General features: G+C 47.5%; 17 protein-coding genes. 15 read left to right on the forward strand and 2 right to left on the reverse strand.

Annotated features, from left to right (window positions below):
* From LKE33_08410 to LKE33_08435, 6 genes are all read left to right on the forward strand, one after another.
* Positions 1-1,539 (forward strand): ABC transporter permease subunit, encoded by a 1,539-nt coding sequence (locus LKE33_08410; GenBank protein ID MCH3950933.1) that lies wholly within the window; start codon positions 1-3, stop codon positions 1,537-1,539.
* 11 nt (positions 1,540-1,550) lie between these two features.
* Positions 1,551-2,384, forward strand: a complete 834-nt coding sequence (locus LKE33_08415; protein MCH3950934.1) for an ABC transporter ATP-binding protein — start codon at positions 1,551-1,553, stop codon at positions 2,382-2,384.
* Between the two features lie 9 nt (positions 2,385-2,393).
* Complete coding sequence (locus LKE33_08420; GenBank protein MCH3950935.1) at positions 2,394-3,215, forward strand: protein-ADP-ribose hydrolase; 822 nt, start codon at positions 2,394-2,396, stop codon at positions 3,213-3,215.
* A 14-nt stretch (positions 3,216-3,229) separates the two neighbouring features.
* Complete coding sequence (locus LKE33_08425) at positions 3,230-3,664, forward strand: Rrf2 family transcriptional regulator (protein ID MCH3950936.1); 435 nt, start codon at positions 3,230-3,232, stop codon at positions 3,662-3,664.
* A gap of 244 nt (positions 3,665-3,908) precedes the next feature.
* The gene (locus tag LKE33_08430) at positions 3,909-4,736 is read left to right on the forward strand and encodes a pyridoxamine kinase (protein MCH3950937.1); all 828 of its coding nucleotides are present in this window, start codon (positions 3,909-3,911) and stop codon (positions 4,734-4,736) included.
* Positions 4,737-5,007: 271 nt separating this feature from the next.
* Positions 5,008-5,436: an EamA family transporter gene (locus LKE33_08435; GenBank protein ID MCH3950938.1), complete on the forward strand. Its 429-nt coding sequence runs from the start codon at positions 5,008-5,010 to the stop codon at positions 5,434-5,436.
* 287 nt (positions 5,437-5,723) lie between these two features.
* Here the strand turns inward: LKE33_08435 and LKE33_08440 are convergent, their stop codons facing one another.
* The gene (locus LKE33_08440) at positions 5,724-6,992 is read right to left on the reverse strand and encodes an anion permease (protein ID MCH3950939.1); all 1,269 of its coding nucleotides are present in this window, start codon (positions 6,990-6,992) and stop codon (positions 5,724-5,726) included.
* A 698-nt stretch (positions 6,993-7,690) separates the two neighbouring features.
* On the opposite strand from LKE33_08440, the gene LKE33_08445 reads away from it, so the two are divergent.
* On the forward strand, positions 7,691-8,455 hold the full coding sequence (locus LKE33_08445) for an EFR1 family ferrodoxin (protein ID MCH3950940.1): 765 nt from the start codon (positions 7,691-7,693) through the stop codon (positions 8,453-8,455).
* 84 nt (positions 8,456-8,539) lie between these two features.
* Here LKE33_08445 and LKE33_08450 read toward each other — a convergent pair whose 3' ends face one another.
* A complete protein-coding gene (locus tag LKE33_08450; protein ID MCH3950941.1) occupies positions 8,540-9,424 on the reverse strand; it encodes a LysR family transcriptional regulator in 885 nt (294 codons plus the stop codon).
* Positions 9,425-9,661: 237 nt separating this feature from the next.
* On the opposite strand from LKE33_08450, the gene LKE33_08455 reads away from it, so the two are divergent.
* The 8 genes from LKE33_08455 (at position 9,662) to LKE33_08490 (ending at position 18,785) form a co-directional block, all read left to right on the forward strand.
* Positions 9,662-11,293, forward strand: a complete 1,632-nt coding sequence (locus tag LKE33_08455) for an NAD-dependent malic enzyme (protein ID MCH3950942.1) — start codon at positions 9,662-9,664, stop codon at positions 11,291-11,293.
* 89 nt (positions 11,294-11,382) lie between these two features.
* Entirely contained in the window at positions 11,383-12,090 is a 708-nt protein-coding gene (locus LKE33_08460) for an RraA family protein (GenBank protein ID MCH3950943.1), read from the forward strand.
* A 20-nt stretch (positions 12,091-12,110) separates the two neighbouring features.
* On the forward strand, positions 12,111-13,067 hold the full coding sequence (locus tag LKE33_08465; GenBank protein ID MCH3950944.1) for an AEC family transporter: 957 nt from the start codon (positions 12,111-12,113) through the stop codon (positions 13,065-13,067).
* A 274-nt stretch (positions 13,068-13,341) separates the two neighbouring features.
* A complete protein-coding gene (locus LKE33_08470) occupies positions 13,342-13,761 on the forward strand; it encodes a TIGR04076 family protein (GenBank protein ID MCH3950945.1) in 420 nt (139 codons plus the stop codon).
* A gap of 44 nt (positions 13,762-13,805) precedes the next feature.
* The gene (locus tag LKE33_08475; GenBank protein MCH3950946.1) at positions 13,806-14,351 is read left to right on the forward strand and encodes an AAA family ATPase; all 546 of its coding nucleotides are present in this window, start codon (positions 13,806-13,808) and stop codon (positions 14,349-14,351) included.
* A gap of 407 nt (positions 14,352-14,758) precedes the next feature.
* Positions 14,759-15,202: a MarR family winged helix-turn-helix transcriptional regulator gene (locus LKE33_08480; protein ID MCH3950947.1), complete on the forward strand. Its 444-nt coding sequence runs from the start codon at positions 14,759-14,761 to the stop codon at positions 15,200-15,202.
* A gap of 75 nt (positions 15,203-15,277) precedes the next feature.
* Entirely contained in the window at positions 15,278-17,038 is a 1,761-nt protein-coding gene (locus LKE33_08485; protein MCH3950948.1) for an ABC transporter ATP-binding protein/permease, read from the forward strand.
* Positions 17,031-18,785, forward strand: coding sequence for an ABC transporter ATP-binding protein/permease (locus LKE33_08490; protein MCH3950949.1), 1,755 nt, complete (start codon positions 17,031-17,033; stop codon positions 18,783-18,785). Before LKE33_08485 ends, LKE33_08490 begins: the two co-directional genes overlap by 8 nt.
* Positions 18,786-18,797: the final 12 nt, after the last annotated feature.

Consider the following 18,797-nt stretch of genomic DNA (forward strand, 5'->3'; position numbering starts at 1 on the left):
ATGATTTCAGACATTTGGAACCTTCTGACCACGCGATGGGATTTTTTCCTGCAGCTCCTGGTAGAACATCTGGAAATTTCCTTTCTCGCGATTGCGATTGCCATTGTCTTTGGCAGTATCGTGGGAATTCTCATCAGCGAATATCAAAAGTCCGCTAAACTGACGCTGGGCGTTATCAATTTCATTTATACGATTCCGTCCATCTCCATGCTCGGCTTTTTGATTCCTTTTTCCGGCATCGGCAACGCAACGGCCGTCATCGCACTGACGATTTATGCACTGCTGCCGATGGTCCGGGCCGTCCACACAGGCCTTACCAACGTCAGCCCCGCTATCGTGGAAGCTGCCAAGGGCATGGGCAGTACACGTATGCAGAGCCTGTTTAAAGTAAAACTGCCTCTTGCCATGCCGGTCATTATGTCTGGCATCCGCAACATGGTTACGATGACTATCGCCCTGGCCGGTATTGCTTCCTTTATCGGGGCAGGAGGTCTTGGTGTAGCCATCTACCGCGGCATTACGACCAACAATGCGGCCATGACGGTAGCAGGGAGCTTGCTTACAGCGGCTCTCGCATTATTTGCCGACTTGATTCTTGGCGGTGTGGAAAAGCGCATGCAGCAGCATTCCAAAAAAGCCAAACGACAGAACAAGTTTGCAGCCATTATTGCTCTTATTATCGCGGGATGCCTGATTGTAACGGCTGCCATTTCCCATCACAGAGACCGCCGTACTATCCATATAGCTACGAAGCCGATGACGGAACAGTATGTTCTCGGTGAAATGCTTAAATTTCTGATCCAGCAGGATACGGACCTTGAAGTAGATCTGACGCAAGGCGTCGGCGGCGGTACATCGAATATCGAACCTGCCATGGAAAGCGGAAAATTCGACTTGTATCCGGAATATACCGGAACCGGTTGGAACATGGTACTGAAAAGGAGCGGCGTCTATACAGAAAAGCAGTTTGATGAACTGCAGACGGAATACAAGGATAAGGGAATGACCTGGACCTGCCTGTATGGTTTTGGAAACACTTATGGGCTGGTCATCCGCAAGGATATTGCCGATCAGTATCATATTCAAACGTATTCTGATTTGCAAAAGATTGCACCGAAGCTGACTTTTGGTGCGGAATATGATTTTTATGAACGCGAAGACGGATACCAGGCGCTGTGCAGCCGGTATGGCCTGAACTTTGGCAAGACGATGGACCTCGATATCGGTCTGAAGTATCAGGCTCTCGCAAAGAAACAGATTGATGTCATGGTTGTCTTCACGACGGACGGGCAGCTCGCAGACGCCGACGCGGTGGTGCTGCAGGACGACAAGAATTTCTTCCCTTCCTACCTCTGTGGGAATGTAGTGAGAACGGAAGTTTTGGAACAGTATCCTCAGCTGCACGACGTATTTGCCAAGCTGACCGGACAAATCCAGAACGCTGACATGGTTCGCATGAACTACGAAGTGGAAGTGGAAGGAAAGCAGCCCCTTGATGTGGCGAAAGCATTCCTTCAGGAACGCGGCTTGTTAAAATAGAGGAAAATAAAATGAGTGAAAAAATAATTGAATTCAAACATGTGAAAAAAGCCTATGGAAACAATATTGTCATCAAAGACTTGAGCTTTTCCGTGGAAAAAGGCGATTTTGTGACCATGATCGGTTCTTCAGGCGGCGGCAAGACGACCACGCTCAAGATGGTCAACGCACTTATTGAACCGACAGCCGGTGATATCTTTGTGGAAGGAACCAATATCAAAGACCGCGACCCTGTCCAGCTGCGCCGTTCCATCGGTTATGCGATTCAGGGCAGTGTCCTTTTTCCCAATATGACGGTTGAAGAGAATATTGCTTATGTTCCGAATCTGCTGAATAAGCAGGATAAGCAAAGAACCGCCCAGGCAGTGGATAAATGGATGAAAATTGTAGGGCTCGACCCGTCCATGAAAGACCGCTATCCGGATGAACTGTCCGGCGGGCAGCAGCAGAGAGTCGGAATTGCGAGGGCCCTGGCGGCTTCACCCCATATCCTCCTGATGGATGAGCCTTTTGGTGCTGTCGATGAAATTACGCGTTCTTCCCTGCAGGATGAAATCATGCGGATTCACAGGGAAACGAAGATTACGATTCTTTTTGTTACCCATGATATCCAGGAAGCGTTGAAACTGGCTGACAAGGTCTTTATCATGGATCACGGCGAAATCCAGCAGTACGATACACCGAACCAGATTCTGCAGCATCCTGCCAATGAATTTGTCGAAAAGTTGCTTTGGAGAGAAAGACATGCCTGCCTGCTCGGCGAAGACCGGGTAAACCTGTGTGAATTCAGCCGGGCGGCGCACGGCATGGAAAACGCCGGCAGCGATCGAGTCAGTAAGAAATGAGGCAGTAACATGGATAATACAAAAATAGAGCAGGTGACGTACCTGATCCGGGAACTCCAGAAAGAAATACCGGAATATAGTGAGCTTTCCGTACCAAAAGATCCGGACGAAGCGTTCAAACTTTTCCGTGCCCTCTGCAACGTGCGGATGCCTAGGAAGGTATCGGACAAATTTTTAGCGGTCCAGGACGCCTATCTCCGCACGCTGACCAGCGAAAAAGGGATTACGGACAGCGCGGATCTGCAGCCATCGACCGTCGATTCCCGTCTGTATGTGTGGCAGGGCGACATTACGACCCTCAGGTGTGATGCCATCGTCAACGCGGCTAATTCGCAGATGCTCGGCTGTTTCCGGCCGCTGCATAACTGCATCGACAATATGATTCATACCATGGCGGGCGTTGAACTGCGCATTGAATGTGACCGGCAAATGGATGCCTTGAGAAAGAAGTATGGAAAAGACTATGAACAGCCCGTTTCCGTACCGATGGTGACGCCGGGGTATAATCTTCCCGCTAAATACGTCATTCACGTGGTCGGCCCAATCGTTATGGGATCCTTGCAGGAGTCTCACAAACAGAAGCTGGCTGACTGCTATACGCACTGCCTCGAAGCGGCAGATGCACACGGCTGCGAATCCATTGCCTTCTGCTGTATCTCTACGGGCGTTTTCATGTTTTCGGCGGATGCGGCTGCCGGGATTGCCGTGAAAACAGTTAAAGAGTATCTAAATGCGCACCCCGATAGTAAAATAAAAAGGGTCGTTTTCAACGTATTTAAAGACAGAGATTTTGCGCTTTATAAAAACCTGTTAGGCGAAAAAAACAGCTAATAAGGAGGTACAACATGCAGATCTCCACAAAATTTACGATAGCCGTACATATTCTCATGGCGACGAAATTCTTTTCCGGTTCTCAAAAAATTACAAGCCAGTTTCTTGCCGGAAGCATCGGTTCCAATCCCGTCATCATCCGGAACATCATGCTGCAGCTGCAGGAAGCGGGGATTATCGATGTGAAGCGCGGACCCGGTGGGATTACCATCAACCGGCCTCTTAGTGAGATTACCTATCTCGATATTTACCGAGCTGTCGAAACAAAGAGTGGAGACCATTTGTTCCGATTCCATGAGAAACCGAATCCCCAATGTCCCGTCGGCAGGAACATCCAACAAGCCATGGAGCAGTCGCTCACTGAAATTCAGAGCAAGTTTGAAAAAGAACTGGCGTCGCACAACCTGCAGGGCGTTTTCGATAAGATTAAAGAGGCAGTGCAGGTGTAAAGGCTGAGGCGCTGCGCTTGGCTAAGGCACGTTGTTTGGCTAAGGCGCTTCGCTTGGCTGAGGCGGGAGCAAGATATGACCTTTCCTTTTCGCTATCGGACTCCTTGTTAGGTGGTCAGTAAGTATGGATATTACATCCGAAGCCTGTGATTTTAATCGCAGGTTAGACTTGTCCCGTTAAAAATGATAGGATTAACACGTGAATGCAAAATAAGTGCATTGATGCTGGAAGGAAGCGGGATGAATGAAAGAACCAAAGAAAATACTATTGATTAATGACCTGGCAGGTTACGGGAAAGTTGCATTATCTGCGATGATTCCGATTCTATCTCATATGAAATTTCAGGTTTACAATCTGCCCACTGCAGTCGTATCCAATACACTGGATTATGGGGAATTTGAGATTCTGGATACGACAGAATATATGACAAAGACCATCCAGGTATGGGAACATCTGGGATTTCATTTTGATATGATCTGCACCGGTTTCATCACTTCTGCTGAGCAAGTGGAGGTTGTTCTGCAGTACTGCCGGAAACAGAAACAATATGGCACCCGCATTGTTGTGGATCCTATCATGGGGGACGACGGAAAGCTGTACAATGGCATTCCTGAATCCATTGTCAAGTGCATGCAGAAACTCTGCGCGGTAGCAGACATCTGCGTACCTAACCTGACAGAGGCTGCTTTTCTTTCTGGTACCATCAGAGAACAGAAAGTGTATACGAAACAGAAGATTGCGGACATTATTTCCATACTGACAGCTCTTGGCTGTAAGTCCAGTATCATCACCAGTGCGGTCTGTGACGGAAAACATTACACCGTTCTGAAGGAAGAGGGAATGGATGAAATTATATATCTGCCGTATGAGGAAATTCCGGTCCGCTTTCCCGGGACAGGCGATATTTTTACAGCCATAACTGCCGGAGAATATCTGATGGGAAATACCTTGAAGGATGCAGTAAGTGCTGCGATGAATTCTATTCAGCAGTTGATTATAAAGAATATCGACAACGCTGATAAATATAAGGGAATTCCGATTGAAAGTTATCTAGCTGATCTGTCCTTATAACTTTCCGCTCAATATTCGAATCCTGCTCATGCAGAGCACTTACAGCCAATGAACCTTGATAAGTAAGTCAGTAAATACGGATTCTAGGCGCCGCAGGCCCATTCTGCCCCTACGGGGGCGCCTAATCAATTCCAACTGTGAGAGGTATACTCCCGAAGAAAACGTGAAAAACCTTAACATTTGACAAAGAACCTTTTCATATGCTAAAAAATTTATACGGGTGGGCACCTACCGACAGTCAGGCCATACATTATTTTAGGAGGAATAGGTTATGTTCAATTATGTCTGGCCAATTGCCATGGTTGTCGTTTCAAATATCATTTATCAGATCTGTGCAAAGTCTGTGCCAGGGAAAATGCATCCGCTTGCTTCACTTTCCGTGACGTATGCAGTCGGTACCCTCGCAAGTATTGCCCTGTATATGGCGTTGAATCACGGTGGCAGTCTTGTTAAAGAGTACAGCAAATTAAATTGGGCTCCATTTACCATGGGCATCGTGATTGTTGGATTGGAAACAGGATTCATATACGCCTACAAGGCAGGATGGCAGGTTAGTACCGCCTCCATTGTACAGAACAGTTTTCTCTCGGTAGCATTAATTTTTGTTGGCTATATACTTTATCATGAGCCGCTCATTTGGAATAAACTGCTAGGGGTGGGCATATGTCTTGTAGGGCTTTTTATCATTAATTTCAAATAACACAAATTCCAGCTTGCAGGGCATAATGAACAAGTGTGAATATCGGGGAGCACTGGCGCTTCAAAGACCTTGGGGAAGACCCCGGAAAAGTGCTCTGCCATAAAAGAGAATACAGAAGTGTGGAAGACGTTTGTTTACCACCAGGAATAAAGAAAGGACTTGAGAAAAAATGGAATTCCATTTTTTCTCAAGCCTTTTTAGTGTTTCCTAGAGGAACATTATTTCACAGTTTTTTTCGATATCATTGGTCGCTGACCATAAGTCACCTTTGCTCCGCACAATGAAAATTAAAGTCCCCAGACCAGCCAATTGCTGATATACCCGACCAGCACTGCCGTCAGCGTGAACGGCACGCCGATGCGCAGGAAGTCTATCGCTGAAACGGTAAAGCCGTGCCTGTACAGAATGCCGATGGCGGCAATGTTGGAAGAAGCTCCGATCGGCGTCAGATTGCCGCCGAGCGTTGCCCCAATCAAGAGGCCGTAATAGAGCGCGTACGGCTCAATGCCCATGCTCGATGCGATGCCCTGCACGACCGGCAGCATCGTCGCCACATACGGGATGTTGTCGACAAATGCCGAAATAACGACGGAAACAACGACTATCAGCGTATACATCATGAACGGCGAATGGCCCCCGATTGTAACAAAGACCGAAGCAATTGCATCGATGACACCGGCCTCTGTAATGCCGCTGATAACGACGAACAGACCGGTAAGAAGCAGCAGCGTCTTATAGTCCACTGTCTTAAGAACTGCTTTGAGACTGAAGCCGGAGCCGCTCCGAATCTTTTCATAAATCAGGCCGAAAGCCGCAAACGCCATGCAGATCAGCCCATTGGTCACTTCCGGTTTGTTTTCAAACTGCGAAGCAATGATCAGGGAGGCTAACATGCCGATAAGGATTCCGCTCGGTACATAGTCCTCGATTTCAGTCCTGACTTCCGTCTTTATTGGCTCCTTATGGCGCCGAAACAGCCACATGAGTACCGGCAGCGTTGCCAGCGCCCCGAGTTCTACCGACAGAAAGATACCGGGACGGCCATGGAACCAGAAAAAGTCATTGAACGACATGTTGGCGTAGCCGCCCAGCATGATGGATGTCGTATCGCCGACAAGTGTTGCCGCTCCCTGGAGGTTGGAGGAAACAGCAATACTGATGATAATCGGCACCGGATTGATTTTGAGTTGTTTAGCTACGGCAAGACCGATAGGCGCCACCATCAGAACAGTCGCTACATTGTCAACGAAAGCAGAAATCAGACCTGCGAAGACCGACAGAGAAACAACGGCCCATTGGACGTTGGGTACTTTTTTCAGCAGCATCTCAGCCAGGTACGCCGGCATCCTGCTTTCAGTCAGTAGTTCTACAATGATCATCGTGCCTGTCAGCATTAAAATAACGTTCCAGTCGACCGCTCCGAAAACCTGGCTGACCGGCAGGATACCGCTCACAACGAAAATGGCCGCAAAAATGAGTGCGGTAATCCAGCGGTATCTCGGTAATGCCAATAAGATGACATACATGACAATGAACAGGGTTAATGCAAGAATCATTTGTTATTACCTCCCTTGTCGAAATAGCCGACAAAAAAAGCGCTGCGGCAGCCGCAGCGCATGAAATCGAACCATTGAAAGAGGAGATTGACATGCACAGCGGGTGTCACTATGAACATCGGCTATACATGAGTCTTGCAATTTAATACAAGCCAGACCGGAATCAGTCGGGTATGTTGACTTGTACCTCTGTGCATTGAGCATGCTACTCCCTCATGAATTTTAAATATTGTATAATAATAACAGAATATAGTCAACCCTGAATTGCAAAAACACTATAATGTAAACCTCCTACGTTGATTATTAAAAGTTACCGTAAACTCTTTGAGACAAAAAATTAAAGCACCGGCCCTCAGCCCTCTTGTTCGTGCTAATTAAGCCAAACCGTCAGGTTTGGAATTCTTCTGCCACCTCCGTCCTTTAGGAAGGAGGGCGGACCACGAAGTGGGGAAGGAAAGTAAGTTAAGGGGGGACCGCTTGCGGTGGGTGGTCAGTCGGATAGCAGGGATTGGTTCGATAGAAATGCTGTTAAATTCAAACCAAACTTCTCATTGGAGCACAGGCTCTCAATGCGGTCTTTTTTATAGTAGTGTATCCGGCAGAAATATCACCAAAAACATACTTGACAGGTAGTAACTACCGGAAGCTAGACTCTAATTATATAATTGAGTGAGTCAGTTAAAAAGGAGCTGAACGAAATGATTTTTTATTTTACCGGAACCGGAAACAGCCTCTATATTGCGAGACAGATTGAAAAAAATCCCATAAGCATTCCACAAGTGATTCATGGAGAGCAGCATACGTTTTCTGATGAACGTATCGGCATCGTGGCACCGATTTATGGACATGAGATGCCTCAAATGGTAAAAGAATTTATCAAAAATACTGATTTTCAGACAGATTACTTCTACCTGATTCTGACCTATGGATGTCGTCATGGCGGTGCTTCCGAGCTGGCACTCAATTATTGCCGGAGCTGCGGCAAAGAGCCCGACTACATTCAGGTCATTCTGATGGCTGATAACTGGGCGCCGAACTTTGATATGGACTATGAATCAAAGAAGGATACACAGGTAGAGGCACATCTTGCAGAAATCCTGAAAGATATTCGCGAAAAGAAGCATGCGATTTCTCCTGTTACCGATAAAGACCGTGCTGCCCATCAGGAATTTCTGGCCCATATCAAGGCAGCTCCGAAAGATCTTTGGCAGCATCTGATTCTGATTAAGGACAATTGCATAGGGTGCGGGATTTGTGAGAAAGTATGCCCGACCAAATCCATTGCTGTGTCAAATGGCAGAGCCGTGTTCACGCCGGGTCATTGTCAAACCTGTTTTGCCTGCGTCCATGCCTGCCCGCAGAAGGCAATCGGATTTACGATTCCGGAGGTCAATCCGGAGGCAAGATATCGGAATCCGGCCGTAACTCTGCAGGATATTATTCAATCGAATCAGCAGAAGTGATGAGAAGCGATACAACAGAGACATGTAACTAGCGAAAACAAGGGCTGTGAAGAAATGATGCAGCATTTCTTCACAGCCCTTGTTTTATTTTTTTGCTATAAACTCAATCGCTTTTGCAGCGGCGAGCCCCTTGGCGCGTTTAGGATGATAGACAAGATGCGTTTCGCGCATGATGGGCGGAACGTGTAATGGGACTTTTACAATTTTTCCTGCGTCGATATATTCCTGTGCCGCCGATGCGGGGAAGAACCCGAATCCAAAATTATGTTCCACCAGGGAAAGCACTTGGTCGGCAGTTTCCGTTTCGATATTCGGTCTGTATTTTATTCCGTGCCGCATGAAATAATGGAGATAGAATTCATAACTGCTGCTGTTTCTCGGGAGTGAAATGAGGGGAGCACCGGCTAGATCTTCAACGGAATGGATATTCTTTATGGCTTCTTTTTGTTCCGGGCTGGCAATGAGAAATTCCTCGAAACGGTAGATAGTTTCATCGTGATATTCTTTCCCGATTTTAAAAGGTGCAGAAATCACCGCGATTTCTACTTCTCCGTTTTCCAGTGCTTGGATGGTATCCGGCGTTTGACTGTTCCGTATTTTGAGGTGAACACCGGGATATTTCTTGTGAAATTTTATAATCCGTTCAAGCAGAAATAGCCGAAGGGCTGTCTCACTGGCACCTATGGAGACAAATCCTGTTTTGAGGCCCTGCATTTTCGTAATGACTTCTTCACCCAGATCGAGCTGCTCGCAGGCGATGGCAACGTGCTTGAATAAAGCTTTCGCTTCCGGTGTCAGCGTGACGCCGCGGTTGGAACGGATGAAGAGTTTGCACCCCAGTTCAGTTTCAAGCCTGGTAATACTTCTTGTAATATTAGGCTGGTTGCTGTGCAGTGCTTCTGCCGCTTTGGAAAAGCTCTTAAACAGCGCAACATAATAAAATATCCTGTAGTAATCGTATGTAATCATGTCTGATCCTCCTGAAATTGCTATGCCTCTTACCGTTCTGACAAATCTCTTTTGCTTCAATATATCATAGTTTGCAGGGCTGGTGATATGTCAATTTGATATATGAACTATATCAGATTGATTCTTTAGAAAAAATCAATTTTCTTATATAATTAAATTATAAGATAATTTATGATTATGTTAAGAATTATTTCAGTTCCAGACCGTCGGAACTACTGCATATGGAAAGGGGAATGCATGATGAAAAAGGGATACGATTTATTGAATGACCCGTTCCTCAACAAGGGAACTGCATTTACTGAAGCCGAACGGGAACAGTACAGCCTTGTCGGGATTCTTCCGCCAACTGTCCAAAGTCTGGAAAATCAGGCAAAACAAGCTTATGAAAATATTGAAAATAAGCCTAACGTCACGGAAAAGCGGCATTATCTGATGAATATTTTCAGCCGTAACCGTACTTTGTTTTTCTATGTCTTTAAGCAGCACATTGCTGAATTCATGCCGATTGTCTACGACCCGGGTATTGCTGAAAGTATTCGTGAATACAGTGAGTTCTTTATAACCCCTCAGAATGCCGCCTATCTTTCTATTGATCATCCGGAAAGGATGGAGGAGTCTATCCGCAATGCCTCTGAAGGCCGCGACATCGATCTCATTGTCGTGACGGACGCAGAAGCCATCCTCGGCATCGGTGACTGGGGAACGAACGGCGTCAGTATTTCTGTCGGCAAGCTAATGGTCTATACAGCAGCTGCCGGTCTTGACCCCGCACGGGTCCTCCCGGTTGTGCTTGATGCGGGAACAAATCGTGAAAGTTTGCTGAAGAATCCGCTATATCTGGGCCTTCATCAGAAACGGATCATTGATGGACGGTATGATGCGTTTGTCGACCAGTTTGTGAAGCTTGTCGAAGGCATGTTTCCGCGTCTTTATCTGCACTTTGAAGACTTTGGCAGAGAGCATGCGGCAAAGATTTTGGACCGCTACGTCAATACGTATCCTGTCTTTAATGACGACATTGAAGGTACCGGTATCATCTCGCTGGCCGGTATTCTGGGCGGCCTCAACATCTCTGGTGAAAAGCTGACCGACCAGGTTTATATGTGCTTTGGTGCCGGTACGGCAGGCTGCGGCATAGCAAAACGGATTTACCAGGAAATGCTGGATCAGGGTCTTTCGGAAGATGAGGCTCGTAAGCGGTTCTACCTTGTAGACCGTCAGGGTCTGCTCTTTGATGATATGGACGATTTGACACCGGAACAGAAACCTTTTGCCAGAAAGCGTTCCGAATTTGCTAACGCTTCTGAATTGACAAACCTGACCGCCGCTGTGAAAGCTGTTCATCCGACTATCCTTGTAGGTACGTCCACCAAGTCTGGTGCCTTTACCGAAGAAATTGTGAAGGAAATGGCTTCGTATGCAAAGAGACCGATTATTTTCCCTCTCAGCAATCCTACTGAACTTGCTGAAGCAACAGCGGAAGACCTGATTCGCTGGACCGATGGCTGCGCTCTGGTGGCAACCGGCATTCCTTCTGCACCTGTCATTTATAACGGAGTGACCTATGATATAGGGCAAGCCAACAACGCCCTTATTTATCCGGGTCTCGGCCTCGGTGTCATTGCTTCCGGTGCCAAGCTCCTCACAGACCGTATGATTTCGGTAGCAGCTCACTCCATTGGCGGTATCGTCGATCCGACAAAACCAGGAGCTTCTGTACTGCCGCCGGTCACCAAGCTGGATCAGTTCTCAGAAACTGTGGCCTGCGCCGTTGCTGCAGAAGCAAAGAAGGAAGGACTGAACCGCAATGAAGTAGCAGATCCGGGCGCCTGCGTTAAGGCATACAAGTGGGAACCTCGGTATAAATAGAATACATAGATTATAAGATGATTGGTGCTTTGTAAGTACTAGTGACAAAGTTTTATGAAAGTAGATATTTGAGTAAGGAGGGTAACATTATGAGTTTAGGATGCAAGATCGTAAAGAATTTTAAACGCCCGGATAAATCATTGCTCAGCCGCTTCAGCAATCTTGCCGTATCGGATCTGGACGATACGATGTCGAAACTTGCTGCTGTCGATCACAGCATACGCGCCTTGAATAAGTACTCGGGCTCTATGGTGGGAACTGCATTTACAATTAAACTGCCTCATGGAGATAATCTCATGTTCCGCGCTGCCATTCAGTACGTGCAGCCAGGGGATGTCGTTGTCATTGATGCCGGTGGCTTCGATGATAGGGCGGTAGCCGGCGAAGTTACAGCAAAATACTGCCGCGCAAGGGGCGCAAAAGGGCTGATTATCGACGGTGCCACAAGAGATTCGGCCGTCCTCTCGCAGATGGAAGATTTTTATGTATTTGTCAGGGCAATCAGCCCGAACGGACCTTACTTCAACGGACCGGGAGAAGTGAATGTGCCAATCGTATGCGGCGGACAGTTGGTCTGTCCCGGAGATATCGTCGTTGCGGATGCAGATGGTGTTATCTTCATTAACCCTGAACACGCCGAAGAAGTATTGGCACAGTCTTCAAAGATTACACAGCGCGACCAGACAAACCTTAAACAACTGGAAGAAACCGGAACCTGTGACCAGTCGTGGGTAGAAAAGAAGTTGTCTTCTCTCGGATGTGAATTTGAAGATATGGCTGACTATTTCCACCGTTAGCCTGACCGGAGGGACGTCCTATGAGTAGTTTTCTATTTAGTCTGAATGCAGTAGCTCCCGTATTTCTTCTCATGGTACTCGGCATGTTCTTCCGGAAGGTTCATGTCGTGAACGAGGAGTTTGCCGGATACATGAACAAATTTGTTTTTAATATCGCCCTGCCTGTCATGCTGTTTCAGGATCTGTCAACAACTGATTTGGATAAAGATTGGGACGGCAAGTTTGTTCTCTTCTGTGTTGCTGCCACACTGCTTTCCGTAGTCATCGTTTCTCTGCTCGCTCTTTTGATGAAAGACCACGAGGGGAGAGGTGAATTCATTCAAGGCTCTTTTCGCAGCAGTGCTACACTTCTCGGAGCGGCGTTCGTAAAGGCGATTTACGGGACTGAGGGTATTGCTCCGATGATGATCCTTGCGGCAGCGCCAATTTACAACATTATGGCCGTCGTTATCTTGGCAGCGACAGAACCGGCTAAAGACGGGAATAAGCAGAAAATCGACAGCTCTTTTCTCCGGCAAACGTTTTTTAAGGTACTCAAAAACCCATTGATCATTGGCATTGCTATAGGATTTGCCTGGTCTGCACTGCGCCTTCACGAGCCGGAATGGATGAGCAGCGTATGCACAAGCCTCAGCAATATGGCTACACCGATGGGACTCATCGCTATGGGAGCGTCTTTCAGTTTTTCCCACATTACGGACGATTTAAAGCCCGTTTGTTCCGCTGTCTTCTTGAAGCTGATTGGACTGCCCGCTATTTTCCTTACGGCAGCGATTATTTGCGGGTTCGAGAAGGAAGAACTGGTTGCAATTCTTGTCATGCTGGCGGCGCCTACGACGGTCAGTTCTTTTGTCATGGCAAAAACGATGGGTCATAAGGGTAATATGACAGGTGCCATCGTTGCCCTGACAACGGCTCTCAGTGCTGTTACCCTGACCCTCTGGATCACCATGATAAAGAATATGGGATTTATTTGAAAGCATAGAGCAATGAAAATCTGGAGTGATTGAAATCTACTCCAGGTTTTCTTTTTGTGTAATTTTGAGTGTCAGACCATACTTTTCTGCTGCGGATTATACGTTAAAAGCGCTGTTATTGCGAACAAGCTAACTGCTGCAATTTGCTATTTGCTAACGGCTGCCTGCCTTGGTCTTTACCCAAAGCGCTTTTATATCTTCTTGTTATCTATGATATGATAGTCTTAGTTAGTAAGTTCACCTTTCGGCAGCATATCAATTCAGGAGGTGCCTTATGGAATACAAATGTAAGGTAACGGTCATCGACAAGAAATTATTCCCGGAGCTGCAGCAGCAGTACTGCGCGGTGCCGGACAGCGGCAAGTGTCCTTGCTACAATGTCGGCGATGAATTCATTTTCTCCCGCAATGATGAGAGAGACGATTTCTGGCATATGGGAGCGGGAACGCTGGTCAAAAAAGGTAAAGCCGACGAGGGCTGTCTGCAGTCGCCGGGTACGAAGCACTGCGGAGAAGAAGGCGTTCCTTTCTGTTCGGAAGCATGGGATGCCATCAGCCGCTATATTTATACGGCACTGCAGGGCGGGGCCATCATGCACGGCTGGACCAATGATGACCATGTGATGATTGCCTGCTGCAGTGATGGCACGAGGCCGGTTATTTTCAAGATTGAGCGTATCGATGTGGACAAATAAATCTGTTCTGATTTAAAGATGTATAGAAAATTGGAGGCGTAACAATGAACCACGGCAGAATCATTGTCATCACGGGTTCTCCGGGAACGGGAAAGAGTACGATTGCCTCTCTTATCGCCAAAGAATGTGATTTGGATAAATCCGTGCATATGCTCACAGACGATTTTTATCACTATTTGAACAAGGGAGCTATTGCACCCTATTTGCCGGAATCAAATGAGCAGAACCGGGTTGTCATTGAGGCCTTCCTCGCAGCAGCCAAACGCTTTGCCCGCGGGGGCTATGATGTCATTGTGGACGGAATCCTCGGGCCGTGGTTTATCGCACCGCTGCAGGAACTTGCCCGGGAGCATTATGAGGTGCATTATATCATCTTAAGGGCAAGCAAAGAAGAGACCTTAAAGCGGGCTGTGAGTCGCTCGAAGTTAGATCCGCAGACGAATATTGAAATCGTCGAAACAATGTGGAAGCAGTTTTGCAATTTGGGAAAATATGAAGCGAATGTCGTAGATACGACTTCAAAGTCTATTGAAGAGACTGTTTCCGCAGTGCGAAACAAAATAGCAGATGGTACGGCGATTTTGTCTTAACGAGACATATTGCCAGCCGCATGAAATGAATAAATAGAATGAACCGGAGATCACTTTCAGGAGCGACCTCCGGTTTCTTTATGTATGTGCAGTTATTTTTTTTAATACGACTCAAGCAAAGGATCTTGTCTTTCCAGCCACAGGCGGTCTGAAGTTGTGAGATTCGCCAGCTCTTTTTTCAGGGCATTTCCCAAGTGTCCGGAAGTTTAAATAAAATGTTACTGTACTAACCCCTTATCACTATCCACTGTTTTTCCACTTTACATCTCCGTCAAAATGCGTTACTATCATAGCGAACTATCATAGCATGCTATGATATAAGCAACGAATGATTCTCATGTGCCGGGAAGCCTCGAACGCAGGCAGAGACCCTTTAAAGCCGGGAAAAAGAAAAGGAGAAGAATGTTATGAAGGAAAATCAAGATGAATACATAGACTGCGGGATGTTGGTTAAATTAATTTCCAACCAACTTCAGCATCATTTCAATACGATGCTGAATGAGGTCAACCTTACGGCTTCTCAATTTCGGTACCTGCATTATATGCAGCGGAATAACGGATCTGTTTCTTTTAAAAATGCGCAAAATCACTTTCAGACGGCACAGCCCACTGTTTCCGGAATTATGCGCCGCCTGGCCGATAAACAGCTGATAGCCGTCGAGGATGCAGCTCATGGCCATGCCAAGAATGCCAGACTGACGGAAAAGGGCAAAGAGCTGCTTGCCGCCTCCGAAACGGCGCGTGAAAATGATGAAAAATTGCTTCTTGGTGCTCTGAGTGAAGAGGAACAAAAAGTTTTTCACGATATGCTCGTGCGCATCCTTCATAATTTCTCACTGTCTGATTTTTAAAATCTCGTCATTTATCAAGGGGGATGAGAGCTCAAATCGAATGATAAAAATCTAACGAGTGGGAGATAAATTCTAATGTTAAAGATTTTAAAGTATCTCAAGAAAAAGGAATGGGTGTATGCAGCTTTCTGTGTGTTCTTCATCGTCTTACAGGTATGGCTGGATTTGAAACTGCCTGATTATATGTCCGAGGTCACAAGGCTCGTGGAGACGGAAGGCTCCGCCATGGACGATATTCTCTCAGCTGGTGGGAAAATGCTTGCCTGCGCGGTCGGATCTATGGCGGCAGCCATTGTCACAGTGCTTTTTGCGTCAAAAACAGCGGCAGGCCTCTCGCGTACGCTGCGTGACCTCGTTTACAACAAGACACTGGATTTTCCTATGCAGGAAGTGCATCAATTTTCGGCCGACTCTTTGATTAACCGTACGACGAATGATGTGACGCAGATCCAGACGCTTGTGGCCATGGGGCTGCAGGCCATTATCAAGGCACCTATTACGGCCGTCTGGGCTATCGTTAAAATCTCCAATAAGAACTGGCAGTGGACGTTATCCACAGCGGTTGCCGTAGCAATTCTTGTTATCGTACTCGGTATTACGCTGGTCTACGCCGTGCCGCGTTTCCAAAAAATCCAAACGCTCAACGATAAACTGAACACGGTTACCCGTGAACAGGTGGCCGGCGTGAGAGTCGTCAGAGCCTACAATGCGGAAGCGTATCAGGAAAAGAAGTTTGATAAGCAGAACGAAATCATCACAGAAAATAACACCATAGCAAACCGTGTCATGGCGCTCATGTTTCCAACGATGACACTTTTAAACAGTGGTCTGTCCCTGGCCGTGTACTGGATCGGTGCCTATCTTATCAGCGCGGCGGCGGGGCCTGCGAAACTCGTGATTTTTTCCGATATGGTTGTATTTCTTAATTACGCCATGCAGATTATCATGTCCTTCATGCTCCTTAACATGATTTTCATTCTGCTGCCCCGCGCCGAAGTCAGCGCTAATCGTATTGTGGAAGTACTTGATACGCCCGTGTCGATTACGGATGGGACAGTAGCGTCAGCTCCGGGTGAAAAAGGCACCGTTGAATTTCGCGACGTTTCTTTCCGCTATCCGGAAGCGGGAGGCGATGTGCTTCAGCATCTTTCTTTTAAAGTGAACCGGGGAGAAACGTGTGCCCTCATCGGTGCCACGGGCTCCGGTAAAACGACAGCCATCAATCTCATTCCGCGTTTTTATGATGCCAGCGCAGGTGAAGTGCTTGTTGACGGCGTCGATGTCAAAGCTTACAAAAAGAGCGAACTACGCAGTAAAATCGGCTATTGCTCCCAGAGAGCCAAGCTTTTTTCCGGCACAGTAAGGACCAATATTCTATTTGGTGAAAATGGGAAAGCTCCCGGCACTGAGGAGGACGTGAAAGAAGCTCTTGCTGTCTCGAAGGCGGATGAATTTGTAAGTAAAATGCCAAAAGGAGAGGACGCCTCCATCTCTCAAAACGGCACGAACGTCTCCGGCGGGCAGAAGCAGCGTATTTCTATTGCAAGAGCCGTCGCCAGAAAGCCGGAAATTTTTATTTTTGACGATTCTTTCTCCGCTCTCGACTATAAGACGGACAGGGAAGTCAGAAAGCAGCTGGCACAAAAGACGGCAGACGCAACAAAAATTATCGTGGCCCAGCGTATAGGTACGATACGCGACGCGGACCAGATCCTGGTACTGGAGCACGGCAGCATCGTCGGGAAAGGTACTCACGACGAGCTCATGAAAAACTGCAAGGTTTATCAGGAAATTGCCTTGTCACAACTTTCAAAGGAGGAACTTGCCAATGCGTGAAAAGAAAAGCCAGATTAAACCGCTCATAAAGTTCCTTCGGTATATCCATAGCTTCCGCGCCTGGATTTATGTGTCAGTCTTTCTGTCGCTCGTGGCTGCTATTTTGAACCTCATCGGGCCTAATGCACTCAGCAGAATCACAGACCTTATCACAGCAGGTCTTATCGGAGAGATGAATCTTGTCGCCATCAGGAGAATCTGTCTTCTCATGACGCTGCTTTACGGGCTCGGCTGGGTCGTCAACTACGTAGAAGGGTTCATTATGGCTACCGTATCTCAGGACATTACAAAGTCTATGCGCCGGGATATTTCAAGGAAAATCGACAGACTGCCGCTACGATATTTCGATTCGCACGAGACCGGCAATACGTTGTCCCTCGTCACGAATGACGTCGATACCGTGGGGCAGATGCTAAATCAGTCCCTTTCTACTATCATCCTTAATGTAGCACTTCTTATCGGAGCCGCTGTCATGATGCTCGTGACAAATTGGAAAATGGCCATTCTGGGTATTTTCTCCGCTATCGTGGGATTTGCCCTCGCGTTCTTTCTGATTGCCAAATCACAGAAGTACTTTACGCGGCAGCAGCAGGATCTGGGCAGCCTCAACGGGCACATCGAAGAAACCTACGGCGGACTACTTGTCATCAAAGCTTATAACGATCAGGAGGCGTCACGCCGCGTTTTCCGTGAAAAGAATGAAAAACTTTACACGGCCAACTGGAAGTCTACCTGGCTTTCCGGGATTATGCCGCCCCTTATGATGTTTATCGGCAACGTAGCCTATGTGGTAGTCTGCATTACCGGCGCCGTTCTTGCCCTCGAAGGGGAGATTACCTTCGGCGTCATCGTGGCTTTTATGATGTATATCCGGAATTTTACGCACCCGCTGCAGAATCTGGCTCAGGCCTTCAGCTCCATGCAGTCCATGGTCGCGGCGTGTGACCGTATTTTTACCTTTCTCGGTGAAGAGGAAATGGAGGACGAATCCGGAAAGACTGCGGTGATTAAGAACGTCAAAGGCGATGTCACTTTTGACCACGTGAAATTCGGCTATACCAAAGAGCGTGAGATTATCCACGATTTTTCTTCGCAGATCAAGGCAGGCCAGAAAGTGGCCATCGTCGGACCTACGGGCGCGGGTAAGACGACCATCGTCAACCTGCTTATGCGGTTCTATGATGTCGACGGCGGCAAAATAACAATCGATGGCGTCAACACCATGGATATGAAGCGCGAGACCGTGCATAACATTTTTGGTATGGTGCTGCAGGATACGTGGCTCATTGAGGGTACTGTGCGGGAAAATCTCGTCTACAATCGGGAAAACGTGTCTGATGCGCAGCTGGACAAAGTCTGTGAAGCCGTCGGATTGACCGACCTCATCCGGCAACTGCCCCATGGGTACGACACTGTGCTGAATGAGGACGCCGGCATCTCGGCCGGACAGAAACAGCTCATCACCATCGCCCGGGCCATGCTCGCCGATTCGCCTTTGATGATTCTCGATGAAGCTACGTCTTCCGTCGATACGAGAACCGAGCAAAAGGTACAGAACGCGATGGATCTCCTGACGCAGGGCCGTACGTCCTTCGTCATTGCCCACAGGCTTTCAACCATCAAAAATGCGGACTCTATCCTCGTCATGAAAGACGGCGACATTATCGAATCGGGTACGCATGAGGAGCTCATGGCGAAAAACGGTTTCTATGCCGAGCTCTATAACAGTCAGTTTGCAGCCGCCTGAAAGGCGTTTTGC

The organism is Acidaminococcus sp., from assembly GCA_022482815.1.
In the GTDB taxonomy this organism is placed as follows: Bacteria; Bacillota; Negativicutes; order Acidaminococcales; family Acidaminococcaceae; genus Acidaminococcus.